At 61.5% G+C, this 24,014-nt stretch carries 23 protein-coding genes and 1 tRNA gene; 6 read left to right on the forward strand and 18 right to left on the reverse strand.

The window, feature by feature from the left end; translation table 11 throughout:
- Positions 1–5 precede the first annotated feature (5 nt).
- From rplT to cimA, 11 genes are all read right to left on the reverse strand, one after another.
- Complete coding sequence (gene rplT / locus PPRO_RS11415) at positions 6–359, reverse strand: 50S ribosomal protein L20 (RefSeq protein ID WP_011736168.1); 354 nt, start codon at positions 357–359, stop codon at positions 6–8.
- 75 nt (positions 360–434) lie between these two features.
- Entirely contained in the window at positions 435–632 is a 198-nt protein-coding gene (gene rpmI, locus PPRO_RS11420; protein ID WP_011736169.1) for a 50S ribosomal protein L35, read from the reverse strand.
- A 51-nt stretch (positions 633–683) separates the two neighbouring features.
- On the reverse strand, positions 684–1,202 hold the full coding sequence (infC, locus tag PPRO_RS11425) for a translation initiation factor IF-3 (RefSeq protein ID WP_041532288.1): 519 nt from the start codon (positions 1,200–1,202) through the stop codon (positions 684–686).
- A gap of 53 nt (positions 1,203–1,255) precedes the next feature.
- Positions 1,256–3,166: a threonine--tRNA ligase gene (thrS, locus tag PPRO_RS11430; protein WP_011736171.1), complete on the reverse strand. Its 1,911-nt coding sequence runs from the start codon at positions 3,164–3,166 to the stop codon at positions 1,256–1,258.
- A 173-nt stretch (positions 3,167–3,339) separates the two neighbouring features.
- Positions 3,340–3,414: transfer RNA gene (locus tag PPRO_RS11435), tRNA-Val, on the reverse strand.
- Between the two features lie 32 nt (positions 3,415–3,446).
- On the reverse strand, positions 3,447–4,928 hold the full coding sequence (rlmD, locus tag PPRO_RS11440; RefSeq protein ID WP_011736172.1) for a 23S rRNA (uracil(1939)-C(5))-methyltransferase RlmD: 1,482 nt from the start codon (positions 4,926–4,928) through the stop codon (positions 3,447–3,449).
- A 6-nt stretch (positions 4,929–4,934) separates the two neighbouring features.
- A complete protein-coding gene (locus PPRO_RS11445) occupies positions 4,935–5,558 on the reverse strand; it encodes an XTP/dITP diphosphatase (RefSeq protein WP_011736173.1) in 624 nt (207 codons plus the stop codon).
- Positions 5,555–6,274, reverse strand: a complete 720-nt coding sequence (gene rph / locus PPRO_RS11450; RefSeq protein ID WP_011736174.1) for a ribonuclease PH — start codon at positions 6,272–6,274, stop codon at positions 5,555–5,557. The genes PPRO_RS11445 and rph overlap by 4 nt, the downstream gene beginning before the upstream one ends.
- Positions 6,275–6,459: 185 nt before the next feature.
- On the reverse strand, positions 6,460–6,615 hold the full coding sequence (locus PPRO_RS20585) for a hypothetical protein (RefSeq protein WP_086003635.1): 156 nt from the start codon (positions 6,613–6,615) through the stop codon (positions 6,460–6,462).
- Positions 6,616–6,750: 135 nt separating this feature from the next.
- The gene (locus PPRO_RS19555; protein WP_049759705.1) at positions 6,751–7,302 is read right to left on the reverse strand and encodes a ComEA family DNA-binding protein; all 552 of its coding nucleotides are present in this window, start codon (positions 7,300–7,302) and stop codon (positions 6,751–6,753) included.
- A 128-nt stretch (positions 7,303–7,430) separates the two neighbouring features.
- Positions 7,431–8,999: a citramalate synthase gene (cimA, locus tag PPRO_RS11460; protein WP_011736176.1), complete on the reverse strand. Its 1,569-nt coding sequence runs from the start codon at positions 8,997–8,999 to the stop codon at positions 7,431–7,433.
- A 228-nt stretch (positions 9,000–9,227) separates the two neighbouring features.
- On the opposite strand from cimA, the gene PPRO_RS11465 reads away from it, so the two are divergent.
- The 5 genes from PPRO_RS11465 (at position 9,228) to PPRO_RS11485 (ending at position 16,937) form a co-directional block, all read left to right on the forward strand.
- Positions 9,228–12,797, forward strand: a complete 3,570-nt coding sequence (locus PPRO_RS11465; protein WP_011736177.1) for a DUF748 domain-containing protein — start codon at positions 9,228–9,230, stop codon at positions 12,795–12,797.
- A gap of 84 nt (positions 12,798–12,881) precedes the next feature.
- Positions 12,882–14,237 (forward strand): MATE family efflux transporter, encoded by a 1,356-nt coding sequence (locus PPRO_RS11470; protein WP_041532290.1) that lies wholly within the window; start codon positions 12,882–12,884, stop codon positions 14,235–14,237.
- Entirely contained in the window at positions 14,234–15,517 is a 1,284-nt protein-coding gene (gene mtaB, locus PPRO_RS11475) for a tRNA (N(6)-L-threonylcarbamoyladenosine(37)-C(2))-methylthiotransferase MtaB (RefSeq protein ID WP_011736179.1), read from the forward strand. Before PPRO_RS11470 ends, mtaB begins: the two co-directional genes overlap by 4 nt.
- A gap of 180 nt (positions 15,518–15,697) precedes the next feature.
- On the forward strand, positions 15,698–16,303 hold the full coding sequence (locus PPRO_RS19560) for a response regulator transcription factor (protein ID WP_011736180.1): 606 nt from the start codon (positions 15,698–15,700) through the stop codon (positions 16,301–16,303).
- Positions 16,304–16,577: 274 nt separating this feature from the next.
- Entirely contained in the window at positions 16,578–16,937 is a 360-nt protein-coding gene (locus PPRO_RS11485; RefSeq protein WP_011736181.1) for a hypothetical protein, read from the forward strand.
- A 176-nt stretch (positions 16,938–17,113) separates the two neighbouring features.
- On the opposite strand, the gene PPRO_RS11490 is transcribed toward PPRO_RS11485, so the two are convergent.
- From PPRO_RS11490 to ruvB, 3 genes are read right to left on the reverse strand one after another with little or no spacing between them, the layout of a single operon-like run.
- The gene (locus tag PPRO_RS11490) at positions 17,114–18,442 is read right to left on the reverse strand and encodes a hypothetical protein (protein WP_011736182.1); all 1,329 of its coding nucleotides are present in this window, start codon (positions 18,440–18,442) and stop codon (positions 17,114–17,116) included.
- A gap of 1 nt (position 18,443) precedes the next feature.
- The gene (locus tag PPRO_RS11495; protein WP_011736183.1) at positions 18,444–19,154 is read right to left on the reverse strand and encodes a DnaA/Hda family protein; all 711 of its coding nucleotides are present in this window, start codon (positions 19,152–19,154) and stop codon (positions 18,444–18,446) included.
- 2 nt (positions 19,155–19,156) lie between these two features.
- Complete coding sequence (gene ruvB / locus PPRO_RS11500) at positions 19,157–20,173, reverse strand: Holliday junction branch migration DNA helicase RuvB (RefSeq protein ID WP_011736184.1); 1,017 nt, start codon at positions 20,171–20,173, stop codon at positions 19,157–19,159.
- A 209-nt stretch (positions 20,174–20,382) separates the two neighbouring features.
- On the opposite strand from ruvB, the gene PPRO_RS11505 reads away from it, so the two are divergent.
- On the forward strand, positions 20,383–21,150 hold the full coding sequence (locus tag PPRO_RS11505; RefSeq protein WP_011736185.1) for a septal ring lytic transglycosylase RlpA family protein: 768 nt from the start codon (positions 20,383–20,385) through the stop codon (positions 21,148–21,150).
- Between the two features lie 87 nt (positions 21,151–21,237).
- On the opposite strand, the gene PPRO_RS11510 is transcribed toward PPRO_RS11505, so the two are convergent.
- From PPRO_RS11510 to PPRO_RS11525, 4 genes are read right to left on the reverse strand one after another with little or no spacing between them, the layout of a single operon-like run.
- A complete protein-coding gene (locus PPRO_RS11510) occupies positions 21,238–21,795 on the reverse strand; it encodes a 2-oxoacid:acceptor oxidoreductase family protein (protein ID WP_011736186.1) in 558 nt (185 codons plus the stop codon).
- A gap of 25 nt (positions 21,796–21,820) precedes the next feature.
- Positions 21,821–22,642 carry a 2-oxoacid:ferredoxin oxidoreductase subunit beta gene (locus tag PPRO_RS11515; protein WP_011736187.1) on the reverse strand — a complete coding sequence of 274 codons (822 nt, stop codon included), beginning with the start codon at positions 22,640–22,642 and terminating at the stop codon, positions 21,821–21,823.
- Between the two features lie 3 nt (positions 22,643–22,645).
- The gene (locus PPRO_RS11520) at positions 22,646–23,779 is read right to left on the reverse strand and encodes a 2-oxoacid:acceptor oxidoreductase subunit alpha (protein WP_011736188.1); all 1,134 of its coding nucleotides are present in this window, start codon (positions 23,777–23,779) and stop codon (positions 22,646–22,648) included.
- A gap of 3 nt (positions 23,780–23,782) precedes the next feature.
- Positions 23,783–23,998, reverse strand: a complete 216-nt coding sequence (locus PPRO_RS11525) for a 4Fe-4S binding protein (protein ID WP_011736189.1) — start codon at positions 23,996–23,998, stop codon at positions 23,783–23,785.
- Positions 23,999–24,014: the final 16 nt, after the last annotated feature.

Raw genomic sequence — 24,014 nt, forward strand, 5'->3', positions numbered from 1 at the left:
ACAAACTAGATGCTGGCTCTGGCAACCCCGGCGATTTCCGAGAATCCCTTGGGATCGGAGACGGCGATATCGGCAAGCACCTTGCGGTCGATCTCCACATTGGCCTTTTTCAGGCCGAAGATAAACTTGCTGTAGGACAGCCCATTAAGCCGCGACGCGGCGTTGATACGGGTGATCCACAGGCTGCGGAAATCGCGTTTCTTTACGCGACGGTCGCGAAATGCATAGTTGAGCGCGCGGTCAACGGCCTCGGTCGCGCTGCGGAAGAGTTTGCTCCTGGCGCCACGATACCCCTTGGCAAGCTTGAGTACCTTGTTGCGCCTGCGTCTCGCTTTGAAACCTCTTTTTACACGTGCCATGTTCTACTCCTTGATCATGAATTTTGCCCGATCCACAAGGGGAGACTGTCCTCGTGGTTCTTGGCGTGGTCCCGCTTACTTGTACGGGATGAGACGTGAAATATTCTTCTGGTCCACATCGGACACCATGGAAGTACCACGCAGGTTGCGTTTGTTCTTACGGGTCTTGTGGGTCAGGATGTGGCTGGTAAAGGCATTACCGCGCTTGACACGGCCGGATGCTGATTTTCTGAAGCGCTTGGCAGCGCCGCGGTTCGTCTTGATTTTCGGCATGTTCGCTCTCCCTCTCTAAATTGCTACTAAATAATCAAACTCTCGATCGAGTTATTTTTTGATCTTGGGGGCCACGATCATGTACATATTGCGGCCATCGACCCGTGGCTGGGTTTCGATAATGGCGATATCTTCCAGTTCGGCGGCAAAGCGCTGAATCACGGCTCGACCGATGTCCATGTGGGTGATCTCCCTGCCACGAAACACCAGGGTCACCTTGGCTTTGTTCCCCTCTTCCAGAAAACGCCGCACATGCTTGACCTTGAACATGAGGTCGTGGTCATCGGTCTTGGGACGCAACTTAATCTCCTTGACCTCCACATGGGCCTGCTTTTTTCGGGATTCCTGCTGCTTCTTGCTCTGCTGGTACTTGAACTTGCCGTAGTCCATGATGCGGCAGACCGGAGGAGTCGCGGTGGGTGACACCTCAACAAGGTCCAGTTGCTGCTGCTCGGCAAGTTCACGTGCCTTTGACAGGGAAATCACACCGAGCTGTTCGTTATCGGGGCCGATCACCCTGACTTCCGCTGCTCGGATGGCATTATTGATGTTTACGGTCGGTTTTGCTATGACTGCACCTCCTGGGTGGAACAGTTCCGACGCCGCGAAACGGGCGCGGGCGTCTATCTGAAGTTCTTGGTTTCCTCTACGACAAAGGCAACAAAATCCTCGGGCTTCATGGCCACCAGGTTCTTGCCGTCACGGAAGCGCGGGGTCACCGTAGCCGACTCCATCTCCTTGTCGCCGATCACCAGCATGTAGGGGACCTTCTGGAGCTGAGCCTCGCGAATCTTGAAGCTCAGTTTCTCATTGCGGAAATCACCCTGGACCCTGATACCCGCTTCCCTGAGGTGCTCCAGTACCCCCTGGGCATAGGGGATATGGTTGTCGGTAACGGTGACCAGCATGGCCTGAACCGGCGAGAGCCAGAGCGGGAAGTTGCCAGCGTAGTGTTCGATCAGCACACCGATGAAGCGTTCGATGGCGCCCAGGACGACCCTGTGCACCATGACCGGGCGCTTTTTTTCGCCATCGGCCGCAACGTACTGCAGGTCAAAGCGTTCCGGCAGGGTAAAATCGCACTGGATAGTAGCACACTGCCAGCGCCTGTCAAGCGCGTCTTTCAGCTTGATATCGATCTTGGGGCCGTAAAATGCGCCGTCTCCCTCGTTGATCTCAAAGGAGCGCCCCGTATCCTTGAGAGCCGAGAGCAGCGCCTCGGTGGCCAGTTCCCAGGCAGCATCATCGCCGATGGATTTCTCCGGCCGGGTGGAGAGCTCCATTTCGTACTCGAAGCCGAAGATGGCCATGACGTCGCTGACGAATTTCAGCACACCCTTGATCTCACCGTCCAGTTGCTCCGGTGCGCAGAGAATATGGGCATCGTCCTGGGTAAAACCACGCACGCGCAGAAGGCCGTGCAGCACGCCGGCGCGCTCATGGCGATGCACCGTGCCCAGTTCGAAGTAGCGCAGCGGCAGGTCGCGGTAACTCCTCAGATGGGACTTGTAGATCATCATGTGGGCGAGACAGTTCATCGGCTTGATGCCATAGCTCTGCTCGTCAACCTCGGTGAAATACATGTTCTCGCGGTAGTTTTCGTAATGGCCGGAACGCTGCCAGAGTTCCTTCTTCAGTATCTGCGGGCCGAGGACGATGTCGTAGCCGCGCTTCAGGTGCTCGCGGCGCTCGAAATCCTCCAGGATTGTGCGCAGCATGGCCCCCTTGGGGTGCCAGATCACCAGGCCGGCGCCCACCTCGTCGGAGAAGGAGAACAGGTCCAGTTCTCTGCCCAGCCTGCGGTGGTCGCGACGTTTGGATTCCTCCAGGCGGTGCAGGTACGCCTCCAGCTCCTTCTTGTCCGCGAAGGCCGTGCCGTAGATGCGCTGCAGCATGCGGTTCTTCTCGTCGCCGCGCCAGTAGGCGCCGGCGATGGAGAGCAGCTTGAAGGCCTTGATGCGCGAGGTGGAGGGAAGATGGGGGCCGCGGCAGAGGTCGGCGAAATCGCCCTGGCTGTAAACCGAAACCGTCTCTGCTGCCAGATCGTTGATCAGCTCAACCTTGTAGTTTTCACCCATACCCGAAAACAGGCTGACCGCCTCGCTGCTGGAGAGCACTCTGCGCTCGATCTTCTGGTTGGCAGCCGCCAGTTCGGCCATCCTGGCTTCGATACGCTCCAGGTCTTCGGGAGTGAAGGGGGCGTCCATGTCAAAATCGTAGTAGAAGCCGCTCTCGATGGCAGGACCGATGGTCACCTTGGCCTGGGGGAACAGTTCCTTAACCGCCTGGGCCATGAGATGGGCGGCGGAGTGGCGGATGACGGTCAGCGCCTCCGGGCTCTTTTCGGTGATGATCTCAACCCGGGAATCGTCCTTCAGCTCCGTCGAAAGATCGACCAGTTCTCCGTCCAGCTTCCCGGCAATGGCAGCCTTGGCAAGGCCGGCGCCGATGGAAGCAGCCAAATCAGCAATAGTCGAACCGGATGCAATCTCACGCTTCGAACCGTCTGGCAGTGCAATCGAAATAGATGACATTGGAGTACCCAGTTTAAAACCTTTCGCCGTCACCGGCAGTTACGACACAACTAACGTCCGAAGCACACAATCACGGGAGCAGCGCGTCCCGCCTGAAAAGCGGAGTAGTGCAGGCTCCTGAAACAGAAAAGGCATCGAACCGATCGATGCCCCGACACTTCCTGCTGCTGTAATGGTAGGCGCGGGCGGTCTCGAACCGCCGACCTCTACCGTGTCAAGGTAGCGCTCTCCCCCTGAGCTACGCGCCTGTAACCGAAAGCGAATGAGTTAATATCAGTAATCATTCCGTATTGTCAAGCGCTTTTATCACTTTTTCCAGTCGGGCAACGTTCTCCACATGCATGGTATGGGGAAACATGTCCACCGGCTGAACCTCCACGCAGACGTATCCCAAGCTTTTCAGCAGGTTGAGATCGCGGGCCAAGGTTTGGGGGGAACAGGAGACATAGAGCACCGTGCGCGGCCCGAGAGCGGCCACCTGCCGCAGTACTTGCTCGTCACACCCTTTGCGGGGTGGGTTGAGCACGACCACATCCACCCCTTCGCCATCCTCAGCAAGCTCCTCAAGCTGCTCGGCCACGTCTCCCGCCTGGAAGACGCAATTGGAGATGCCGTTCATGCGGGCGTTCCTGCGAGCGTCCTCCACGGCCGCCTCAACCACCTCCACGCCGATCACCCTGCGCGCACGGCGCGCCAGGGTCAGGGCGATGCCACCGATACCGCAGTAGAGGTCCAGCACTGTTTCCCGTCCCGTGAGCCGCGCCCATTCGGCCACCCGTTCGTAGATCAGACAGGCGCCGTCGCGGTTAACCTGCAGGAAGGAGCGGGGAGAGATCATCAGGCTTACCTCGCCGATGCGCTCGGTGAGGTGGTGTTTCGGCGTGAGAAAGTGATCCACAGGCCCCATGATGACGTTTCCCTCGGAGCTGTTGACGTTCTGGGCGACAACCTCCACCTCGGGCAGTTGCTCGCGCACGTACCTGGCCAGGTGATGAATCTCGTTGTACGAGCGTCGGGCGGTGACGAACACGACCATGGCCTTCTGTTCAGCCTCGGAGACCCTCACCACCAGGTAGCGCAAAAGACCGACCCTGTTGCGGGGGCTGTACACCGGCACCTTGAGCCGGGAGATGCCGCGCCTGACCACCTCCACCACCCGGTTGACCAGGTGATGATGGATCGGGCAATCGCACAGGTCGACCACGTCGTGGGAGGAACGGCGGAAGATGCCTATGTACGGCTCGGCGTACTTGCCGGCGATGGTCAGGCGGACGGTGGTGCGATAATTGGTCAGGCGCCTGGGCGAGAGGAGCGGGTGAAGCTCTATCCCATCCAGCCCGCGATAGGCGTCCAGCTGCCTGAGCACGAATTGCCGTTTCCACTCCGCCTGGTCACAGTAGTTCATGGCGATCAGCGGGCAGCCGAGACAGTGGGCGCTCTCCCGGCAGGGGGGGCGCCTGCTGCGCAGGGGCGAGGCGACGAGAATTTTCTTCACGTGGCCAAAGGCCATGCGCTGGGCCACGTGATCGATAACAGCCTGAACCGTATCCCCCGGCAGACCACCGGCGATCCTGAGCCCATGGTTCTCGGCGCAGGAGATGCCGTACCCCTCGTCATCCAGCCCCGAGATCCGTGCCTCGACGGTCGATCTAGGGGACAGCCTGACGCGGAGGGGGCGCTCTCCGCCCGGCTTGCCGCCCGCGGGACCTACCGTTCCGTCCCCCTTACGCCTTGAACCGCTACTCTGTTTCTCTCTTTTCATCGACGTTTACTCCTGTCCCTCTCCAGCGCCACAGAAACCCGGGCAGCCACACAGGTACTCCCGAAACCCCCGCAGCGCCTCTCCACGATGGCTGATGCCGTTCTTCTCTTCCATGCCCAGTTCCGCCATGGTGCGCTGGAACCCGTCCACCAGGAAGAGCGGGTCGTAACCGAAGCCCCCCTCTCCCCGCTCCTGCTCCAGAATGCGCCCCCCGACCCTGCCGAAGAAGAGCCGCTCCCCGCCATCAGGTGTCACATACGCCAGGGCGCAGACAAAGGCGGCGCCTCTCCCCTGGGGAGGCATCCCGCCCATCTCTTCCAGCAGTTTGCGGTTGTTGGCTCCGTCACCGCCCTCCTCGCCGCTGAAGCGGGCGGAGAGCACGCCGGGACGCCCGTCAAGAGCATCCACCACCAGGCCGGAATCGTCAGCCAGGGCAGGCAGCCCGGTGAAGCGCATCGCCTCCCGAGCCTTCTTGAGGGCGTTCTGTTCAAACGTTGCGCCATCTTCCACGGTCTCGGGGAACCCCTCGAAGTCGGAAGCGCAACTGACCCGTTCCACGACACCCGACAGGAACGCCCGTATCTCGTTCAGTTTTCCGCGATTGCGAGTGGCCACCACCAGTTCTTTCATCCCTTGAGCGCCTCCCGCTGAAGATCGAACAGACACTGAATGCCGTCCATGGCCAGACTGCGCATGGCGTCCATCTGCTCAAGGGTGAACGGCTCCACCTCAGCGGTCCCCTGCACCTCGACGAAACGCTGACTGGAAGTCATGACGAAATTCATGTCCACCTCGGCTGAGGAGTCCTCGTCGTAATCCAGGTCCAGCAGGCTCTCTCCCCCCACGATACCCACGCTCACCGCCGCAACAGCCTCCCTGAGCGGGATCCGCTCCAAGAGCCCCCGCTGCTTCAGTGTTGCCAGGGCATCGGCCAGCGCCACGTAGGCGCCGGTTATGGAAGCTGTTCTGGTGCCGCCATCGGCCTGGAGCACATCGCAGTCGAGATAGACACTCCGCTCACCCAGTGCCGCCAGATCGGTGACCGCCCGCAGCGAGCGGCCGATCAGGCGCTGGATTTCCAGCGTGCGGCCGCTCTGTTTTCCCTTGGAAGCTTCGCGGGACGAACGGGTATGGGTTGCCCGCGGCAGCATGGAATACTCGGCGGTCACCCACCCGGTTCCCCTGCCGCGCAAAAAGGAGGGCACCGATTCCTCAACCGAGGCGGTACAGATCACCCTGGTATCACCGAACTCCACCAGAACCGCCCCCTCGGCATACTTGGTAAAGTTTCTGGTTATGGCAACCGGCCGCAATGCCCGACTGTCCCTTCCGTTTTTCCGCACCATGCTGAACTCCCTCCATAAACCGGATTGAACAGTTGAAGACCTCCCCAACCGCCAGTCGCAATCACGAACTGTGTCGATAAAATTGAAGCGTGTTCCATAACCTTTCAGCATGGGCCTGTCAAACAAAAAAAGGGAAACCCGTCTCATGGAGGTTTCCCCTGTCGCACCGCGTATGTCGCTTAAGATCAGCCCAGATGAGCCTTGTTGTTGCGAGCCCTGTTCACCAGGATGGTGGAATCGAGCATTTCTCCGCAACTGGTACATCTCCAGGCATCAAAGGAACGGACGAAATCGTAGAATGTCTCGGAAAACATGCGACCTTTGCAACGTGGACAATTCATAGTGTGGCCCTCCCTCTGAGTGATAGTGTGTAAATAAAATCATCAAGTTACCTATTCACTATCAATATGCGTGCCACAAAGCAAACCGTACTCGCAAAAACGTGTCTTCCGCCCCCAATATGATCTGTTTTACAGTCAGTTAAAGTATTTTTTCAAAATATCGTATTTTTTCAAACCGATTCCCTTGACGAATATCAACTGATCCGGACGCATTTTTCCGCCATTAAATTGACGGAACTCAACGATCCTGGCGGCCAGAACTGGGCCGATACCGGGGAGACGATCAAAATCAGCACCATCCATGGCATTGATATCCAGGGGGAGTCCGAGGAGAACACGCTCCGTTGACGACAGTGATCCCGCTGAAATCACGAAGGAATTGTTCTGACTTCTGCTGAGACGGAGGGTACTGCCACTGGTGAGCGCAGGCAATGCGCCTGTTTTCAAAACAGAGTTCTCCCACCGCCAAACTGGTTCCACCAAGGCAATGGCGCTATTCGTCATTATATTGGCGGAAAAGGAGTAGATTCCGGGATGCCTGACATCGCCATCGATACGAACGGTTATTTTATGCGGCGCAGGATCAAAAAAAGCCGTCCGTGGCGCGCCACGCGCACTCAAACAGCTTTTTACAACAGCAGGCAACATAACAGCCAGCGCAAGCATGAGAACTATCAGGCGCTCCATGGATCGTCTCCCCTGCCATTTTGAAGGCCAGCCTTCGGCGCCCCCCCCTGGCCGGAGAGCGACCGATGAAGGCAGTTCAGCCACCACAGCAGCCAGGGCGCTGTCGGCACGCATCATATCGGGACTATCTATTCTTCCAGTTTGTGCAGTTTGTAGTCCAAGCTGTCGATCAGGGCGATGTAGGAGGCGTCGATGATGTTGTCGGACACCCCCACCGTGCCCCAGCGGTTGTGCCGGTCTCCCGACTCGATCAGCACGCGGGTCGACGAGGCGGTCCCCTGGCCGGCAGGCAGGACACGCACCTTATAGTCCAGCAGTTTGACCTCTTTCAGCTTGGGATAGAATTTTTCCAGAGCCTTGCGGATGGCGTTGTCCAGCGCATTGACCGGGCCGCTCCCCTCGGCGGCCGTGTGCTCCACCTTACCCCCAACCTTAACCTTGATGGTTGCCTCCGAGGTGGGGCGCTGATCCTCGCCCCGCTTTTCATCCAGCACGCGGAATCCGATGATCTGGAAGAATTTGCGGTGACTTCCCAACGCCTTCTTCATCAGCAACTCGAAGGACGCGTCGGCCCCCTCGAACTGGTAGCCGCGGTTCTCCATTTCCTTTATGTTGTCCAGAATTTCCAGGGTCACCGGATCCCGGCTGTCAAGGTCCAGGTTGAATTCCTTGGCCTTGGCCATGACATTGGAGCGGCCCGAGAGGTCGGAGATCAGCACGCGGGTGCGGTTACCCACAAGTTCGGGCCGCATGTGCTCGTAGGTCTCGGGATTGCGCTCGATGGCGCTGACATGCACCCCCCCCTTGTGGGCGAATGCCGAGCTGCCCACGAAGGCCTGGCGCTTATCGGGCGGGATATTGGCCAGCTCGTAGACATAGCGGGACACGTCCTGAAGATTGCGAAGCTGGTCGTCGCTGACGCACTCGCGCTTCATTTTCAACTGCAGTGAGGGGATGATTGAGCAGAGATTGGCGTTGCCGCAGCGCTCGCCGAAGCCGTTGATGGTCCCCTGAACCTGCACCACCCCCATCTCCACCGCCTGCAGGGCATTGGCCACGGCGCACTCCGAGTCGTTGTGGGAATGGATGCCCAGGGGGGTGGAGATGCGGGTCTGGACATCCCCGATGATGCGGGCCACCTCAAAGGGCAGGGTTCCGCCGTTGGTGTCGCAGAGGATGATGCAGTCGACCCCGGCCTGCTGGGCGGCCTGGAGGGTTTTGACGGCGTACTCGGGGTTGGCCTTGTAGCCGTCGAAGAAATGCTCGGCATCGTAAAAGACCTCCCCGGAATGGCGCTTCAGAAAGTCCAGGGAATCGAAGATCAGCTCCAGGTTTTCTTCCAGGGAGATGCGGAGCGCCTCCCGAACGTGAAAATCCCAGGTCTTGCCGAAGATGGTGATCACATCCGGTTCCGCGGCCAAAAGGGTCTTGATATTGTTGTCCTTCTCCACCGCAACCCTGGCACGGCGCGTTGAGCCGAAAGCGGCAACCTTGGCCTGGCGCAGCTTCTCCCTGCTGATTTCCTTAAAAAAAGCCACATCCTTGGGGTTGCTGCCCGGCCAGCCCCCCTCGATATACTGGATGCCCAGTTCGTCCAGCTTATGGGCAATCCTTATCTTGTCCTCAAGCAGAAGCGAGATATCCTCCGCCTGGGTACCATCGCGCAGCGTCGTATCGTACAGTTTCACACGGCCCACAGTTCCTCCATGCCCCGGGATCACGCCACCCGGGAGCGTATGCATAGTTTTCTATATGTATCGACTTTGACGCATTATTTCAACCTAAACAGGAACGACCGGCCCAAGCGCCCTGCCCTGGCCGGTGGAGTCAGCGCGGGGTCTTTACCGAAAAAAACGTACGCCGCAATATCCAGTTGTAGTATATAAACTTAGATGCACGTCATCGCCTGACATCCGCGAGGCCCTATGTCAAAAAGAAGAAGAGTCATTCTCGTCTGCGCCGCGCTCTGCGCGCTCCTGCTCCTGTTCAGCGCCACCATCCTGCCGAAGATCGTAAGAAACAGGGCTGTGGAGGCGATCCAAAAAGCGACCGGCCGGACAACACGCCTGGAATCGGTCTCCATCAACCCCCTGACTCTGACGGTCAGCCTGAGGGGATTCGCCATGGATGAGCGGGGTGGCGGTTCCTTCGTCAGTATAGGCGCCCTGCGCGCCTCCCTGAGCCCGGCATCCATCTACCGGCGTGCCCTGGTCCTGTCCCGGGCCCAGATCGACAAGCCCGTGATCACGATAACCCGCAACAGGCCAAACAGCTATAACTTCTCGGATATCCTGCAGCGCCTTCAGGCGCACAAGAAACCGGAGACGAAGGGGGAGACCCGTTTTTCCATCAACAACATAACCGTTAACGGCGGTTCCATCGACTTCAACGACAGAGCCGTGGAGGGGGGTAAGAAGCACACCGTCCGCAACCTGGAAATCGGCATTCCCTTCATCAGCAACATCCCCTATCTGGTGGAGAAATACACCGCGCCCCGCATATCGGCCCTGGTCAACGGAGCACCCTTCAGCTTTGCGGGCAAGATGAAGCCGCTGAGCAAATCCATGGAGACCTCGGTCCGCGTCGACCTGAAGCGGCTCGACCTCCCCCAGTTCGTGGCCTATTCCCCCCAGAAACCGGCGGCCACCCTGGCATCGGGCTGGCTGAGCATCGATACGGACGTGAAGTATCGCGTGTTCTCCGACAAAAAGCCGGAACTGGTGGTAAGCGGAGTTGCCAGACTGGACGACACCGCCATCCAGATGACCAACGGCCAGCCCCTGATGAAGCTGCCGCTGCTGGAAATCAAAGCCTCCCAACTGGAATTCTTTGCCAGGCTGTTCCGGTTCTCGTCCATCCGTGTGGACGGACTGGAGCTGTTCGTCAGCCGTGACAAGGGAAGGAAGTGGATGTTTGAACGCTTGCTGACGGCGGAGAAGAGGGGCGATGAGCGAAAGGCTGCCGCGACGAAAACGGCGGCAAAGACAGGGCCGGTTCATCCGTCGCTTCAGATTTCCTCCCTCTCGCTGGCCAACAGCACGGTTCATTACAGCGATGCCACGGCCACGGGCGGTTTCAAGGGGGCGCTCTCCCGCATCAACCTGACCATGAGAAACATCGACACCGCCCTTGATAAATCCGCCGAATACGAGCTAACGCTTCTGGTGGACCAGGATGCCAGCCTGAACTCCAAAGGAAGCTTTTCGCTCACCCCCCTGTCGCTGAAGAGTTCCACGGCCCTGAAGGGGCTCAAACTGCAGAGGGGGTGGCCCTACCTGGCGCAACAGCTGACAGCGCCCGTCAAGGGGACCCTGGATCTGTCCGCCGACCTGGCCTTCAGCAAGGAGCAGGGCTTGACGGCGGACAACGGCTCCCTTGCCCTGAGACAGCTCTCCACCCGCTACGGCAATGGAGACGGCCTGAACCTGGTGCTGTTTTCCGTAAACGGCGCATCCTACCGCCAGAAGGAGAACAGCCTGGAGATGGAGGAGGTCAGGCTGTCAAAGGGGTCCATCTCCGTATCCCGCGAGAGCGATGGTGCCCTCTCCCCGCTGTCGCTGATCAGGAAGCGGGGCACCACAGCAGCTGCCGGCCAACGCACGCAGGCGGCACCCCGCAAGCCTCAACCAGCTCCCCGGCCCTTTTCCTACCGCTTAAGGCGTTTTCAGACCGACAGGCTCAACCTGGCGTTCACGGACAAGAGCCGCGAGGAGAAGCCGCGCTTCACCCTGCGCAACACCGCCTTCTCCCTGGCAGATCTGAGCGGGCCGAAATTCACCCCTGCGCAGCTGCGCTGTTCAACCACCTACGGCACAAACAGCCCCATCAGGGTGCGGGGCAGCATAACCCCCCTCCCCTTCCGTTTCCGGGGCACCGTCAGGGTCGGGCGACTGCCCATCACGGATTTCGAGGACTATTTCCCCGACAGCCTGAACCTCTCTGTTCTGGAGGGCTACCTGGACAGCACCCTGGGACTGGACATCACCCTCAAAAACGGCAAACCCTACGGCACCTTCCGGGGAAATGCCGGCGTGCGTTCATTCCACAGCGTGGACGCCGAAGCCGAGGAGGACCTGCTGAAGTGGGAGAGCCTGCAGCTGGACCAGTTCCAGGGAAGGCTTGAGCCGTTCAGCCTCTCCATCCGCCAGATCGCCCTGAACGGCGTCTACTCGCGCGTCATCGTGCGCAAGGACGGCACCCTCAACCTGCAGAACCTGGTGCGGAAGCCCGCACCCGTCGAAACAGCCGGGCAGACCACGGTGGCCGTCTCCAAGCAGGCTCCAAAAGCCAAACACCAGATCAGTATCGGCGCCGTCACCATCCAGGATGGGACCATCGCCTTCAGCGACCACCACCTTCGCCAACAGTTCACCAGCACCTTCCACAACCTGGGGGGGCGGGTCAGCGGCATGTCCTCGGACGACTCCAAATTCGCCGACGTGGACCTGCGCGGCAACCTGGAGAACCGCTCACCGCTGCAGATCACCGGCACCATCAACCCCCTGCGCGACGACCTGTTCGTCGACCTGACGATCTCCTTCAAGGATATCGAACTCTCGCCGGTCACCCCCTACTCGGGCACCTACCTGGGGTACAGCGTGGAGCGGGGAAAACTGTTCCTGGACCTGAAGTACCACATCGAGCAGAAACAGCTTCGTTCGGAGAACAGGATCTTCATCGACCAGTTCACCTTCGGCAACAGGGTGGAGAGCCAGAAGGCCACCAAGCTGCCGGTGCGCCTGGGTCTGGCACTGCTCCAGGACCGCAAGGGGGAGATCCACCTGGACGTGCCGGTCACCGGCCGCACGGACGATCCCCAGTTCAGCATCTGGCGGCTGGTCTTCCAGGTCCTGAAGAACCTGCTGGTCAAGGCCGCCACGTCGCCGTTCGCGCTTTTGTCGTCCATGTTCGGCGACGGAGCCGACCTGAGCACCATCCAGTTCAGCCAGGGGGCCAGCGCCCTGAGCCAGAATGAAGAGCAGAAGCTGGGTGCCCTGGCAAAGGCCCTGGCCGACCGCCCGGCCCTGAAGATGGAGCTCAAGGGATACGTTGACCGGGAAAAGGACGCCGAGGGGTACCGAAAGGAGCTGCTGGCTCGCAAGATCGCCAACGAACGGGCGCTTTCCCTCGCCAAACAGCGTAAGAGCGAGGATATGACCTCGGCCTTAAACGCCGCCATGCAGCCGGAGGAATACTCCCGCTACCTGAAGGCGGTCTACCGCAAGGAGAAGTTCCCCAAGCCGCGCACCATGTTCGGCCTGGTCAAGGATCTGCCCGATGAGGAGATGAAAAAGCTGATCATCGCCAACACAGCCGTCGGTAACCAGGACCTCCAGTCCCTGGCCCAGGAACGTTCGGCAGCGGTAATGGCCTACCTGGTCAAGCAGGGCGTTGCACAAGAACGGCTCTTCCTGAAAAAGGACAACATCCACAAGTCCCCCGAGAAGAGCGGTCAGAGCAGAAGCAGGGTGGAGCTGAATGCCATCACCCAGTGACATGAACGACGGGAGTGCGCTCAAGGGGTGCGAGCGGGGGAAGACTCTTCCATCCCCCGGTGGAGGCGGAGCAGTTACGTGCCCATGAAAAACGATCTTACCGCAGCCCCCATCCCGCACCTGGTCAGGCGCCTGGCCATTCCCGCCGGGACCGGCTTCTTCTTCAACACCATGTTCAACGTGGTGGACACCTGGTACGGCGGCAAACTCTCCACCACCGCCCTGGCGGCCATGTCGCTCTCCTTCCCGGTGTTCTTCATCGTCCTCGCCATGGGCACCGGCCTCTCCTCCGGCACAACGACCATGATCGGCAACGCCCTGGGGCGCGGCAACCGGGGGGAGGCGCGCCGTTACGTCTCCCAGGCGCTCTCCTTCGGCCTGCTCAACGCCATTCTGCTGACCATGGCGGGGCTTGTGTGTGCCGAACCGATCTTCAGGTTCATGGGCGCCAGGAATGACTATCTCAGCCTGGCGGTCAGCTACATCGGCGTGATCTTCTGCGGCTCGATCGTCCTCATGCTCAACTTCGTCATGAGCGCCATCTTAAGCTCCCACGGCAACACCTGGACCTACCGGAATTTCCTGGTGGGCGGCTTCTTCCTCAACCTTGCGCTGGATCCCTGGTTCATGTACGGTGGCCTGGGGCTCCCCCCCCTGGGGCTGCCCGGCATCGCCCTCTCCACGGTGGTCATCCACGGCATGGGCACCGTCTTCCTCTTCAGCCGCCTCTTCCGTTCGGGAGTGATGAATACCTTCAGGCCGCGTGAACTCTGGCCCAACTGGCGCTGCTACCGCGAACTGGCCAGGTACGGTTTCCCTTCGGCCCTGAACATGATGACCATCAGCCTGGGAATATTCATCGTAACCTGGTTCGTGGGCGGCTACGGCAAGGAGGCGGTGGCCGCCTACGGCAGCGCCACCCGCATCGAACAGATCGCCCTGCTGCCGATCATGGGGCTAAACACCTCCACCCTGGCGCTCACCGCCCAGAATTTCGGTGCGTTGCGCACGGACCGCATCCGCGAGGTCCTGCGGGTCTCGCTGCGCTACGGCTTCTCCCTGGCCAGCATGGGAACCCTGGCGGCCCTGCTCATGACCAGCCAGCTCATGTCGCTGTTCAGCAACGACCCCCAGGTGATCGCCATCGGCATCCGCTTCCTGCGCATCGAGGCTTTCGTCCTGCCTGCCTATGTGCTGCTCTACATCTGCATCTCCGCCATGCAGGGGATCAAGCAGCCGCTGTTCGCCCTCTGGGTCGGCCTGTACCGGCAGGTCGCCGGCCCCACCTGCGTCTTCCCGCTCCTGGCCACGGCCTGCGGCTGGGGCATCCTCGGCATCTGGTGGGGCATCTTCGGCATAACCTGGTCCGCTGCCCTGATCGTGGTGGCCTACGTCAGCTGGATACTGAAAAAGCTTGAAAAGGAACTCCCCGCCGTATGAAATCCGTCGCCATCGCAACCCTGGGATGCAAGACCAACCAGTTCGAATCCGCAGCCATGCTTGAGCAGTTCACCCGTTCCGGCTACCGCGTCGTCCCCTTCTCCGAGCCGGCCGACATCTACGTGATCAACTCCTGCACCGTCACCGCCAGGACCGACGCCGAGACCCGGCGCCTGATCCGCCGCGCCCGGCGCCTGAACCCGGCTGCCCGCATCGTGGCCACCGGCTGCTACGCCCAGGTGTCTCCGCAGGAACTCTCGCGCATGCCCGAGGTCGACGTGGTGCTGGGCAACCGGGAGAAGCTGGACAGCACCCTGCTGACCGATGCGTCCGAGGATATGGTGAAGGACGCCGGCCAGGCCACGGGGGGAGCGTTATTGCACCTGACCAGCTTTGCCGAACATACCCGCGCCTTCCTGCAGGTACAGAACGGCTGCGACAGTTTCTGCAGCTACTGCATCGTCCCCTATGCCCGCGGCAGAAGCAGGAGCGTCTCCCCCGCGGAGGTGCTGGAGGGGGTCAGGCGACTGGTTGACAGCGGTTTCCGCGAGGTGGTACTGACCGGCATCCACCTGGGGGCCTATGGCCTGGACCTCTCCCCGGGAGAGTCGCTCGCCTGCCTGGTTGAGCGCATCCTGGAGGAGACGTCCCTTGAGCGGCTGCGCATCGGCTCCCTGGAGCCCAACGAGTTCGACGACCGCCTGATCTCCCTCTTCAGCCGCTCCCCGCGGGTCTGCCACCACTTCCACATACCGCTGCAGAGCGGCTGTGACAGCGTGCTTACGCTCATGGGACGCCCCTACGACGCTGCCTACCTGCGCTCCCTGCTGGAGCGGGTCATAGCCGCCATGCCGGACTCCTTCCTCGGCAGCGACATCATCGCCGGTTTCCCCGGCGAGAGCGATCGGGAATTCCAGACCACCTGTACCCTGGTGGAGCAGCTCCCCCTGGCCGATCTGCACGTATTCCCCTACTCCCTGCGTCCCGGTACCAGGGCCGCATCCCTGCCCGGGCATCTCCCCCCCGCGGTCATCCGTGACCGGGCCGCGCGCCTGAGAAACATCGCCGCCTCCAAGAAGGAGTTGTTCCTGCAACGGGCGGTTGGAGGGGATATCCTGGTGCTGGGACAGCAGTTCGACCCTGTCAGCCGCACCGTCAGGGGGCTGTCGCGGAACTACATCCAGGCCCAGTTCCCGGGAACAGCCGCCGACGTCAACCTGGAGCAGGCCCTGACCGTCGTGGAGATCCGGGAGGGGCGTGCGCTCTGCCGCAGGCGGTGAACGCATTACGGGTTAAAAAGCTTCCCGGTGCGACACTGTTGCGTTCAGGCGGGAAATCTGCTAGAAACGACACCGTATGTTTATTAAAATTTGATGATAGTTTTTTATCAACGATAGCAACAGGCGGCGCAGGAGCGACGCTCAGCTGGCCTCTCGCCGTCGCACACAAACAGGAAGTACATGAAGATAGCCATCCATATCGGCAGCACCCTGCTGGCCCAGGCCCTGCGGGAGCAGTTGCTTAAAGAGCGGGACGTAGCGGAAGTCGCCTTGGTGCATCCCGATTCGGGAGGTGAAACAGGGGAACCTGATTTCATCATCTGCGACGCGCACACCATCAGACAGCAACGCCCCGCCTCCCTCTGCGGGGCGAAAACCGTCCTCCTGGATTACGGTCTCAGCGAGGACACCATCTCTTCCCTGCTCGTCACCAGCAAGGTGGACGGCATCATGACCACCGACGCCGACATCCCCCTGCTCATGAAGGCGTTCCATGCCATTGCCCAGGGGCAGATATGGATTGACAACTGCAAGATCAGGGCACTGGTCACCTTCGCCGAAAACAACCGGGATTGCGTCACGGAAGGGAACCTGAGCAACAAGGAGCGTGAAGTGGTGATCAGTGTTTCCCAAGGGTTGACCAACAGGGAAATCGCTGCCCGGTTGTACATCAGCGAACAGACGGTCAAAACCCACATCAACAACATCTTCAAGAAAACGAATATGGCCCGCCGGACCCAGCTGGTTCCCCTGGGAATCAAGCTGATGGCCGACCCGGTCTCCTGACCCGCACCACACACTGACGGCGCCTTCCGCCAGATCAGCGCCAACCGGGGCCCTTGACCCGGAATACCGTTCACACCCTTTCTCCACCTTACGTCGTACCTCCAACGCCGGCCAGAAATAGCCTCTTGACCGATTGTCCCCAGCCCCCCCATCTGCTACAAACGTCACCAGCTTCACCCGGGGGCTAAACCGGTTTCCCGCCCCCGCCACTCTCCACGCGCTGTTTTGTACCTGGCGACAACCAACCAGAGACACCTATCACAGGAGGATACCCATGAGAACCAGATTCATTTCCAAGGCGGCACTGCTCTGCGCCGTCCTGCTCGGCTTCGCCGCGCCCTGCCCGGCCAGCGAAGCGCCCGCGCTCACGCCGGACTCCATCCAAACGGCCCAGCCGGAAGAAGCGGTCATTGTCAGCATCAACCAGAACAAAGTCACCCTGCAGTCCATCACCAGCGCGGGAAAGATAACCACCATAACCAGCGACACCACCGAGGGCCTGAAGGTGGGGGACCGGGTGACCCTGGTCGGCACGACGCTGAAGAAATCCGAACTACCGGCACCTCAGCACTTCAAAGGAGGAGAAGCATCCCCCTCATCTTCAGCAACGCCCACATCGGGAGACAAGTCATAGTCGACACGCTCCGGCAACGCACACGCCTGTTTCCCCCGCGGGCAACGGTTCAGCTGCGCGTTATCGGACCATGACGTCAAAACAGTGGAGAGACAAAAAAAGGGGGTACGCCGGCCGACGCCGGGGTACCCCCTGTTCTGTAGCCGATTCAGTGTCCACGGCAGTAGCGCTGTCGGTCAGGACCCATGACGCCACTGGAAGTTGACCGCCTTGCACCCCGGCACCAGAGTTCGGAAGCGTTCCAGCCCCTCCGGCGTGATGCAGGTTCCGCTGCAGGTCAGCCACTTGAGCCCCTTGAGACCGGCAAGATTGCCCAGCCCCCCATCGCCGATGGCGGTGTGATAGATGGAGAGTCGGCGCAGTCCGGAGAGCCCGGCCAACAGGGCGAGACCCTCGTCGCTGACCCTGGTGTTGGAGAGATACAGTTCGCTGAGACCGGAAAAGTGGGTCAGATGCCGCAGGCAACCGTCATCCACGTCGTACAGGTACAGCGCCTGCAGGTCGTCCGGCCGCAGATCGCCCAGAAAGTGCAGCCCCGCCTGCCCCGCTCCCTTCACATCCAGACGCACCGCCCTGTCCACGAGCACCTCCCGCACACCGCGGGCGGAGCCCAGACGCTGCCAGTCCCGGTAATCCACCGAACCGGCGCTCCTCTCGTAGAGCATCCCGCAGGCACGGTCGGCGGGAAAGCGCAGCAGGCGCGTCAGCAGCTGAACAGCCTCCGGACGGGACGCGGCATGGCCGTCCCCCCGCAGCGCCTCCAGCCGATAGCCGGTACGGGCGATGTCCTGCTCGACCCGTTCCGCCATCTCCGCCATCAGGTCGATGCCGTCGGCCCGGGCCTGTTCCACCCGCAGCTTGAAACCGAAGATATCGGTCGACTTCAGTTCCTCGATCTGGCGCACCAGGGCATGGATGTTCTGCCTGACGCGAGCGATCAGGCGGATCATGCGCACCAGTTCAAGGGCCACGTCAACGGCCACCGAAGATTCCGGCTCCAGCTCCCAGTCGCTTAAGATCTCCTCCAGGGCCACGCGATCTCCCGCACCGTAGGCTTGATTGGCGATGGTCATCAGCTCCTGGCGCCGCAGGCGATCCTCCTCGTCAGAGGCCAGATCGGGATGAATGGCCTTGGCCACCTCGCGGTAGAGACTCTTCAGGCTCTTGCGTGGCCCCTCCCCGGCCGGGCTCTCATCCTCATCCAGCAGGTCGGTGCGATTCCGGAAAGGGGCAATGGTCTCCTCAGGGGAAGCTGCGTCGCAATCCTGGATGCGGCCGTCCGGCTCCAGAAGCCCCTTCAGTTGCCACTCCAGCTCTTCCAGCTGAGCGATACGGCTCCCCAGCAGCCGCTCGTACTCCTGCTCGAAGCGGCGAATCCCGCCCTTCAGGCCGGCAAACTCCTGCTCCAGCTCAGTCTGTTGGCGCTGCAGGCGGGACAGCTCCTCCCGCTTCCGCTCCAGCTCGATCTCTTCCGGGGTCTTGAGACGATTGTGAAACGGACCCATGTCAGGAGGCTCCCGAGGCAACACATTCGCGAGCCTCCCTGGCCAGCGCCAGGGTGATCCTGCGCTTGTGGGCCAGGGAAAAGCGGTAGATGGTCTCGAAGAAACCGATCAGCTCGCCTACCTCGCGGCTGGTGGTGACCATGATGTACTCCACCACGTCATCGGGAACGCGCACCTGGCGGTCATCGGCGATCTTCTTCAGGATCATGCGCCGAGAAAGGTCGTCGGAGGCGTCAACCCGGGCCACCAGTCCCCACAAGAGGCGCGACACCAGGTGATCGTCCAGATGCGGCAGCATGCGCGGCGGGTGCAGCCCGGCCAGGACCACCGCACGGCCGGCCTCGTGAAAATCGTTGAACAGCTGCCACAGCGCTGCCCGCAGGTCCTGGCTATCGGGCAGCAACTGCAGGTCATCCACCACCAGCCCTTGCGCGCCATGGAAGCGGTCCACCAGGGAGCGCGCCGAACGCACGTCCCGGCAGGAGAGGTAGGGTGCCTGGTCGGGGTTGCCGCCGGCCAGTTCCAGGGCGATGGCCCGGAGCAGGTGTGTCTTGCCCGAACCGGGGGGGCCGTGCAGGTAGAGCAGCCGCTCGGGCTCGGATTCGTCGGTTATGCGCCGGGCAAAGCGCACCGCCGCGGCATTGCCGTCGCAGACGACGAAGCTGTCGAAGGTGCAGGAGGATGACACCGGAAATTCGAGGATCTGCTGCATGGTCACAACAGGGCCGCCTGGGGGGCGGCGGGAACGGAGCGGCCAAAGTGCTCGTAGGCGGCAAGGGTGGCCACCCGTCCGCGGGGGGTGCGGTTGAGGAACCCGTTCTGGATCATGTACGGCTCGTACACGTCCTCGATGGTGTCGCTCTCCTCGCTGATGGCGGCGGCGATGGTGTCCAGCCCCACCGGGCCGCCGGAGAACTTGTCGATGATGGTCAGGAGGATCATGCGGTCCATGTGGTCGAAGCCCATCTCGTCTATCTCCAGCAGGGCCAGGGTTTCCTTGACCACCTGACGGGTGATGACACCGTCGGCGCGTACCTGGGCAAAATCGCGCACCCGGCGCAACAGGCGGTTGGCGATGCGCGGCGTACCGCGGCTGCGGCGGGAGAGTTCGTCGGCCCCCCTGGGTTCGATCTCCATGCCCAGGATGCGGGAGGAGCGGGTGATGATGGTGGCCAGCTCGTCATGGGTGTAGAAGTCCATGCGCGAGATGACGCCGAAGCGGTCGCGCAGCGGCGAGGAAAGCAGGCCGGCCCTGGTGGTTGCCCCCACCAGGGTAAAGCGGGGCAGGTCCAGCTTGATGGAGCGCGCGCTGGGGCCCTGGCCGATGATGATATCCAGCTGGAAGTCCTCCATGGCCGGGTAGAGGATCTCCTCCACCACATGGGAGAGGCGGTGAATCTCGTCGATGAACAGGACGTCGTGCGGTTCCAGGTTGGTCAGGATGGCGGCCAGGTCGCCGGGACGCTCGATGACCGGCCCGGATGTGGACTTGAGGTTGACACCCATCTCGCAGGCAACTATGTTGGCCAGGGTCGTCTTTCCCAGGCCGGGGGGGCCGTAGAGCAGCACATGGTCCAGCGCCTCTCCCCTCCCCCGGGCAGCCTCGATGAACAGGCGCAGGTTACCCTTTATCTTCTCCTGGCCGATGTAATCGTCCAGGGATTTGGGTCTCAGGGTGCTGTCGAACTGGGAATCATCTTCACGCTTGTCAGCGGCTATGGCGCGGCTCATCGCTTCTCCGGTGGCGTTTTCGGGAACCGCCCCGCTGCCATGACGATAGCGGGACGACTGTCAGTCGGGCAGTATACCCGCTCAAGGCACGGAAAATCAACCTGCATTCGGCGGATGCAACCAGACCGCCGGGCCCGCGGGGATCATTGAACACCGTTTTCGCGCGAGGGCAGGTCACTGCCGGAAAACGGGGAAGGAGAACAGGAACCATGGATACACCACGTCATCCGCGTCTCCGCCTGGCGGGTGCGCTCACCTGCCTGCTGATTCCACTGCTGGCGGCCTGCGCCGGCCGGCAGCGGACGGAGCAGGCGCCTTCGCCTCCCTACAAACGGGGGGAGCGTCCCTACAGCATAAACGGAATCCGCTACGAACCGCTGGCCAGCCACAAAGGCTTCCAGCAGGAAGGCACCGCCAGCAGCTACGGCGCCGACTTCCACGGCCGCGCCACCAGCAGCGGCGAACCGTTCGACATGAACGCCATGACCGCCGCCCACAAGACCCTGCCCCTGGGGGTCTATGTCAGGGTGCGCCACAAACGCAGCAACAGGGAGGTGGAGGTCAGGATCAACGACCGCGGCCCCTTTGTGGGCGACCGCATCATCGACCTCTCCGAGGCGGCGGCGGAGAAGCTGGGCATGCTGCGGGAGGGGCTTGCTCCGGTCAGGGTAACGGCGCTGGGCTACCGGAGTCTCGACCGCAACGGCGCCCCGACCTATCGCGACCCGGAGAGCTACGACCGCGGCGACTTTACTCTTCAGGTGGGGGCCTTCAGGAGCAGGGACAACGCGGACCGGCTGGCGCGGGAGCTGCGGCGGGACTTCAGCGAGGCGGATGTGCGGGAGGGGCTGGTGTCCGGCACCAGGTTCTTTCGGGTGCGCGTGGGGCGGTACGCTTCGCTGAAAACAGCCCTGGCCAGCCAGCAGCAGCACCGTGGCAGACGCTTCCCGGGTTGCTTCGTCGTTGCCCGGGACTGAGCGCCACCCCCGCGCGGAAGCACGAAAAAAGAGGGGAGAGCCGGCCTGGCCCTCCCCTCCCACGAACAAAAGACTGCGGCGCAAGCCCTAATGGGTGGTTTCCTCGTAGGCCTCCCTGGCCCGATCAAACCCCTTGTTGAAGGCTTTCCTGTTCAGCTCCAGGAACGGCTCGGGCAGACTGGAGAGCACCGCCTTCTCCACGTTCTCCCGGGAGACCACGCCGGTTATGGCCACCATGGCCCCCAGGGCAACGATGTTGGCGACAATGGCGCGACCAACGTCCGAGCGGGCGATGTTCAGTATCGGCAGGGCGATCTTGCGGTAATTCCCCTCGGGCAGGTTCTTGACCAGGTCGGAATCCACCAGCAGGATCCCCCCATCCTTGATTTCGGCGGCATACCTGTCGCAGGCCTTCTGGGTCAGGGCCAGCAGTGCGTCGCACTGGGTCACCTTGGGGTAATCGATGGAGTCTCCGGAGATGATCACCTCGGACTTGGCGGCGCCACCACGGGCCTCGGGGCCGTAGCTCTGGGACTGCACGGCCTGCTTCCCCTCATAGATGGAGGCGGCCTTGGCCATGATGATGCCGGCGGTAATCAACCCCTGTCCGCCTGCACCGGAAAACCTGAGTTCGTATCTGGACATCCGTTGTTCTCCCTTGTCGGCGCGGCTACCTGACCGCGCCCTGGGCAAGCCTAATGATTCTGGCATATTCGTCGCAGTACTCCGGCCGCTCCTCCTTGTGGAGGATCCCGGTGAGCACCTTACCCTGAAGCTGTTCGGGCGACATCACCTGGGCCGCCTTGATCGGCACGCAGTTTTCCTTGTGGCGCGTCATCATCTGGATCACCGACCGGAACTTGTTGCGCCGTCCATAGGTGGTGGGGCAATCGTCAAGGACCTCCACCACCGAGAACCCCTTGTGGCTGATGGCTTGGGAAATCAGGCCGCCCAGCTGATTGGCATGGTAGGAGGTGCCCCGGGCAACAAAGGTCGCACCGGCGCCGATGGCCAGCTTGGCGATATCGAAGGTCGGATCCGGATTTCCGTAGGGGGTGGTGGAGGCTTTCTGGCCGGTGGGGGTGGTGGGCGAGAACTGGCCGCCGGTCATGCCGTACACATAGTTATTCATGATGATGCAGGTCATGTCGATGTTCCGGCGACAGGCATGGATAAAGTGATTGCCGCCGATGGCGACCATGTCGCCGTCCCCGGCCACCAGGATCACGTTCATCTCCGGCTTGGCCAGCTTGATGCCGGTGGCGAAGGCGGGGGCGCGGCCATGGGCGGTGTGCAGGGTGCAGCAGTCCATGTAACCGGGCAGGCGCGAGGCGCAGCCGATGCCGGAGACGATGGCGGTACTGTTCTTGTCCAGTTGCAGCGCATCCATGGCGCGGATCAGCCCCTTCATGACGATGCCGTGGCCGCAGCCGGGGCACCAGATATGGGGCAGCTTTTCGGGACGGAGATATTTTTCGTAATCAAATGCCATGGTTTAGAGAACCTTTTTAAGGCTTTCGAGTATCTGGTCGGGGTTGATCGGTTCACCGTCCACGCGGAAGAGCCCCTGCACCGGCACCCTCCCCTCGACGCAGCGCTGGACCTCCTGGGTGCACATGCCCAGATTCATCTCCGGGGTGATGATCGCCCTGACCCTGGTGGAAAGTTCCCTGATCTGCCGGTCGGGAAAGGGCCAGATCGTCCTGATGCGGAACATGCCGGCCCTGATCCCCTGCTCGCGGGCTACGTTGATGGCGTAGCGCACCGAGCGGGAGGTGGACCCGAAGGCAACGACGGCGATTTCCGCATCCTCCAGCAGGTACTCCTCGTAGGTGACGATGTCGTCCACATTGGCATTGACCTTGCGCATCTGGCGTTCCTGCTCGGCCTGGACCAGGGAAGGTTTGGTGGTGGGAAAGCCGTCCTGCATCTTGTTCAGACCGGTCACGTGGAAACGGTAGCCGGAACCGAATGAGGCCAGGGGGGGCACATCGCCGAAACTGGTGTCGTAGGGCTTGTACTCTTCGGGAGGAACGGAAGGGAGCCTGCGGTCGATCACCTCCAGCTCACCCGCATCGGGAATAACGATGCGCTCGCGCATGTGGGCGATGATCTCGTCCGGCAGGACGATCACCGGGGTGCGGTACGTTTCAGCCAGGTTGAAGGCGCGCACCGTCTCCTCGAACAGTTCCTGCACCGAGGCCGGCACAAGACAGATGGCGGGATGGTCGCCGTGGGTGCCCCAGCGGGCGGCCATGATATCGGACTGACTGGGGCCCGTGGGCATACCGGTGGAGGGACCGCCGCGCATGACATCGATGATCACGCAGGGGATCTCGGCGATGCAGCCATAGCCGATCAACTCCTGCTTCAGGGAAAAGCCGGGGCCGGAGGTGGCGGTCAGCACCTTGGAGCCGGTCAGCGCCGCCCCCAGACAGGCGGCCATGGCGCCGATCTCGTCTTCCATCTGGATAAACTTGCCCCCCACCTTGGGAAGCTCGACGGAGAGAACCTCTGAGACTTCGGTGGCAGGGGTTATGGGGTAGCCGGCAAAGAAATCGCAACCGGCATAGAGCGCACCGAAGGCGGCGGCCTCATTACCCTGAAGGAATGCAACTCGTTTCGCCACCGCTCAGTTCCTCCCCGTGTTCGTATCCACGATGACTTTGATGGCAAAGTCTGGACAGCGCAATTCACACTGCATGCAGGCGATGCATGCTTCCGGTTTTTTGACCGCGACAACTATTCCCCTCATCTCCAGCACCTTGGTGGGGCAGAACTCGACGCAGATATGACACCCCTTGCAGTACGCGTGGTTAATTTCGATTCTGGGCGGTACGTTCACCATCTAGGCTGCTCCACTT

This window comes from Pelobacter propionicus DSM 2379 (genome assembly GCF_000015045.1).
Lineage (GTDB): Bacteria > Desulfobacterota > Desulfuromonadia > Geobacterales > Pseudopelobacteraceae > Pseudopelobacter > Pseudopelobacter propionicus.

What these genes read in the sequence shown, in the direction of transcription:
- PPRO_RS19555 (WP_049759705.1), bottom strand. Translation starts at nt 7,302, where the DNA reads ATGGAGCGCCTGATAGTTCTCATGCTTGCGCTGGCTGTTATGTTGCCT.
- PPRO_RS11495 (WP_011736183.1), bottom strand. Translation starts at nt 19,154, where the DNA reads ATGCAGCAGATCCTCGAATTTCCGGTGTCATCCTCCTGCACCTTCGAC.
- rplT (WP_011736168.1), bottom strand. Translation starts at nt 359, where the DNA reads ATGGCACGTGTAAAAAGAGGTTTCAAAGCGAGACGCAGGCGCAACAAG.
- PPRO_RS11445 (WP_011736173.1), bottom strand. Translation starts at nt 5,558, where the DNA reads ATGAAAGAACTGGTGGTGGCCACTCGCAATCGCGGAAAACTGAACGAG.
- PPRO_RS11510 (WP_011736186.1), bottom strand. Translation starts at nt 21,795, where the DNA reads ATGTCCAGATACGAACTCAGGTTTTCCGGTGCAGGCGGACAGGGGTTG.
- rph (WP_011736174.1), bottom strand. Translation starts at nt 6,274, where the DNA reads ATGGTGCGGAAAAACGGAAGGGACAGTCGGGCATTGCGGCCGGTTGCC.
- PPRO_RS19560 (WP_011736180.1), top strand. Translation starts at nt 15,698, where the DNA reads ATGAAGATAGCCATCCATATCGGCAGCACCCTGCTGGCCCAGGCCCTG.
- rpmI (WP_011736169.1), bottom strand. Translation starts at nt 632, where the DNA reads ATGCCGAAAATCAAGACGAACCGCGGCGCTGCCAAGCGCTTCAGAAAA.
- ruvB (WP_011736184.1), bottom strand. Translation starts at nt 20,173, where the DNA reads ATGAGCCGCGCCATAGCCGCTGACAAGCGTGAAGATGATTCCCAGTTC.
- PPRO_RS11485 (WP_011736181.1), top strand. Translation starts at nt 16,578, where the DNA reads ATGAGAACCAGATTCATTTCCAAGGCGGCACTGCTCTGCGCCGTCCTG.
- PPRO_RS20585 (WP_086003635.1), bottom strand. Translation starts at nt 6,615, where the DNA reads ATGAATTGTCCACGTTGCAAAGGTCGCATGTTTTCCGAGACATTCTAC.
- mtaB (WP_011736179.1), top strand. Translation starts at nt 14,234, where the DNA reads ATGAAATCCGTCGCCATCGCAACCCTGGGATGCAAGACCAACCAGTTC.
- PPRO_RS11465 (WP_011736177.1), top strand. Translation starts at nt 9,228, where the DNA reads ATGTCAAAAAGAAGAAGAGTCATTCTCGTCTGCGCCGCGCTCTGCGCG.
- PPRO_RS11490 (WP_011736182.1), bottom strand. Translation starts at nt 18,442, where the DNA reads ATGGGTCCGTTTCACAATCGTCTCAAGACCCCGGAAGAGATCGAGCTG.
- PPRO_RS11505 (WP_011736185.1), top strand. Translation starts at nt 20,383, where the DNA reads ATGGATACACCACGTCATCCGCGTCTCCGCCTGGCGGGTGCGCTCACC.
- PPRO_RS11515 (WP_011736187.1), bottom strand. Translation starts at nt 22,642, where the DNA reads ATGGCATTTGATTACGAAAAATATCTCCGTCCCGAAAAGCTGCCCCAT.
- rlmD (WP_011736172.1), bottom strand. Translation starts at nt 4,928, where the DNA reads ATGAAAAGAGAGAAACAGAGTAGCGGTTCAAGGCGTAAGGGGGACGGA.
- PPRO_RS11470 (WP_041532290.1), top strand. Translation starts at nt 12,882, where the DNA reads ATGAAAAACGATCTTACCGCAGCCCCCATCCCGCACCTGGTCAGGCGC.
- PPRO_RS11525 (WP_011736189.1), bottom strand. Translation starts at nt 23,998, where the DNA reads ATGGTGAACGTACCGCCCAGAATCGAAATTAACCACGCGTACTGCAAG.
- thrS (WP_011736171.1), bottom strand. Translation starts at nt 3,166, where the DNA reads ATGTCATCTATTTCGATTGCACTGCCAGACGGTTCGAAGCGTGAGATT.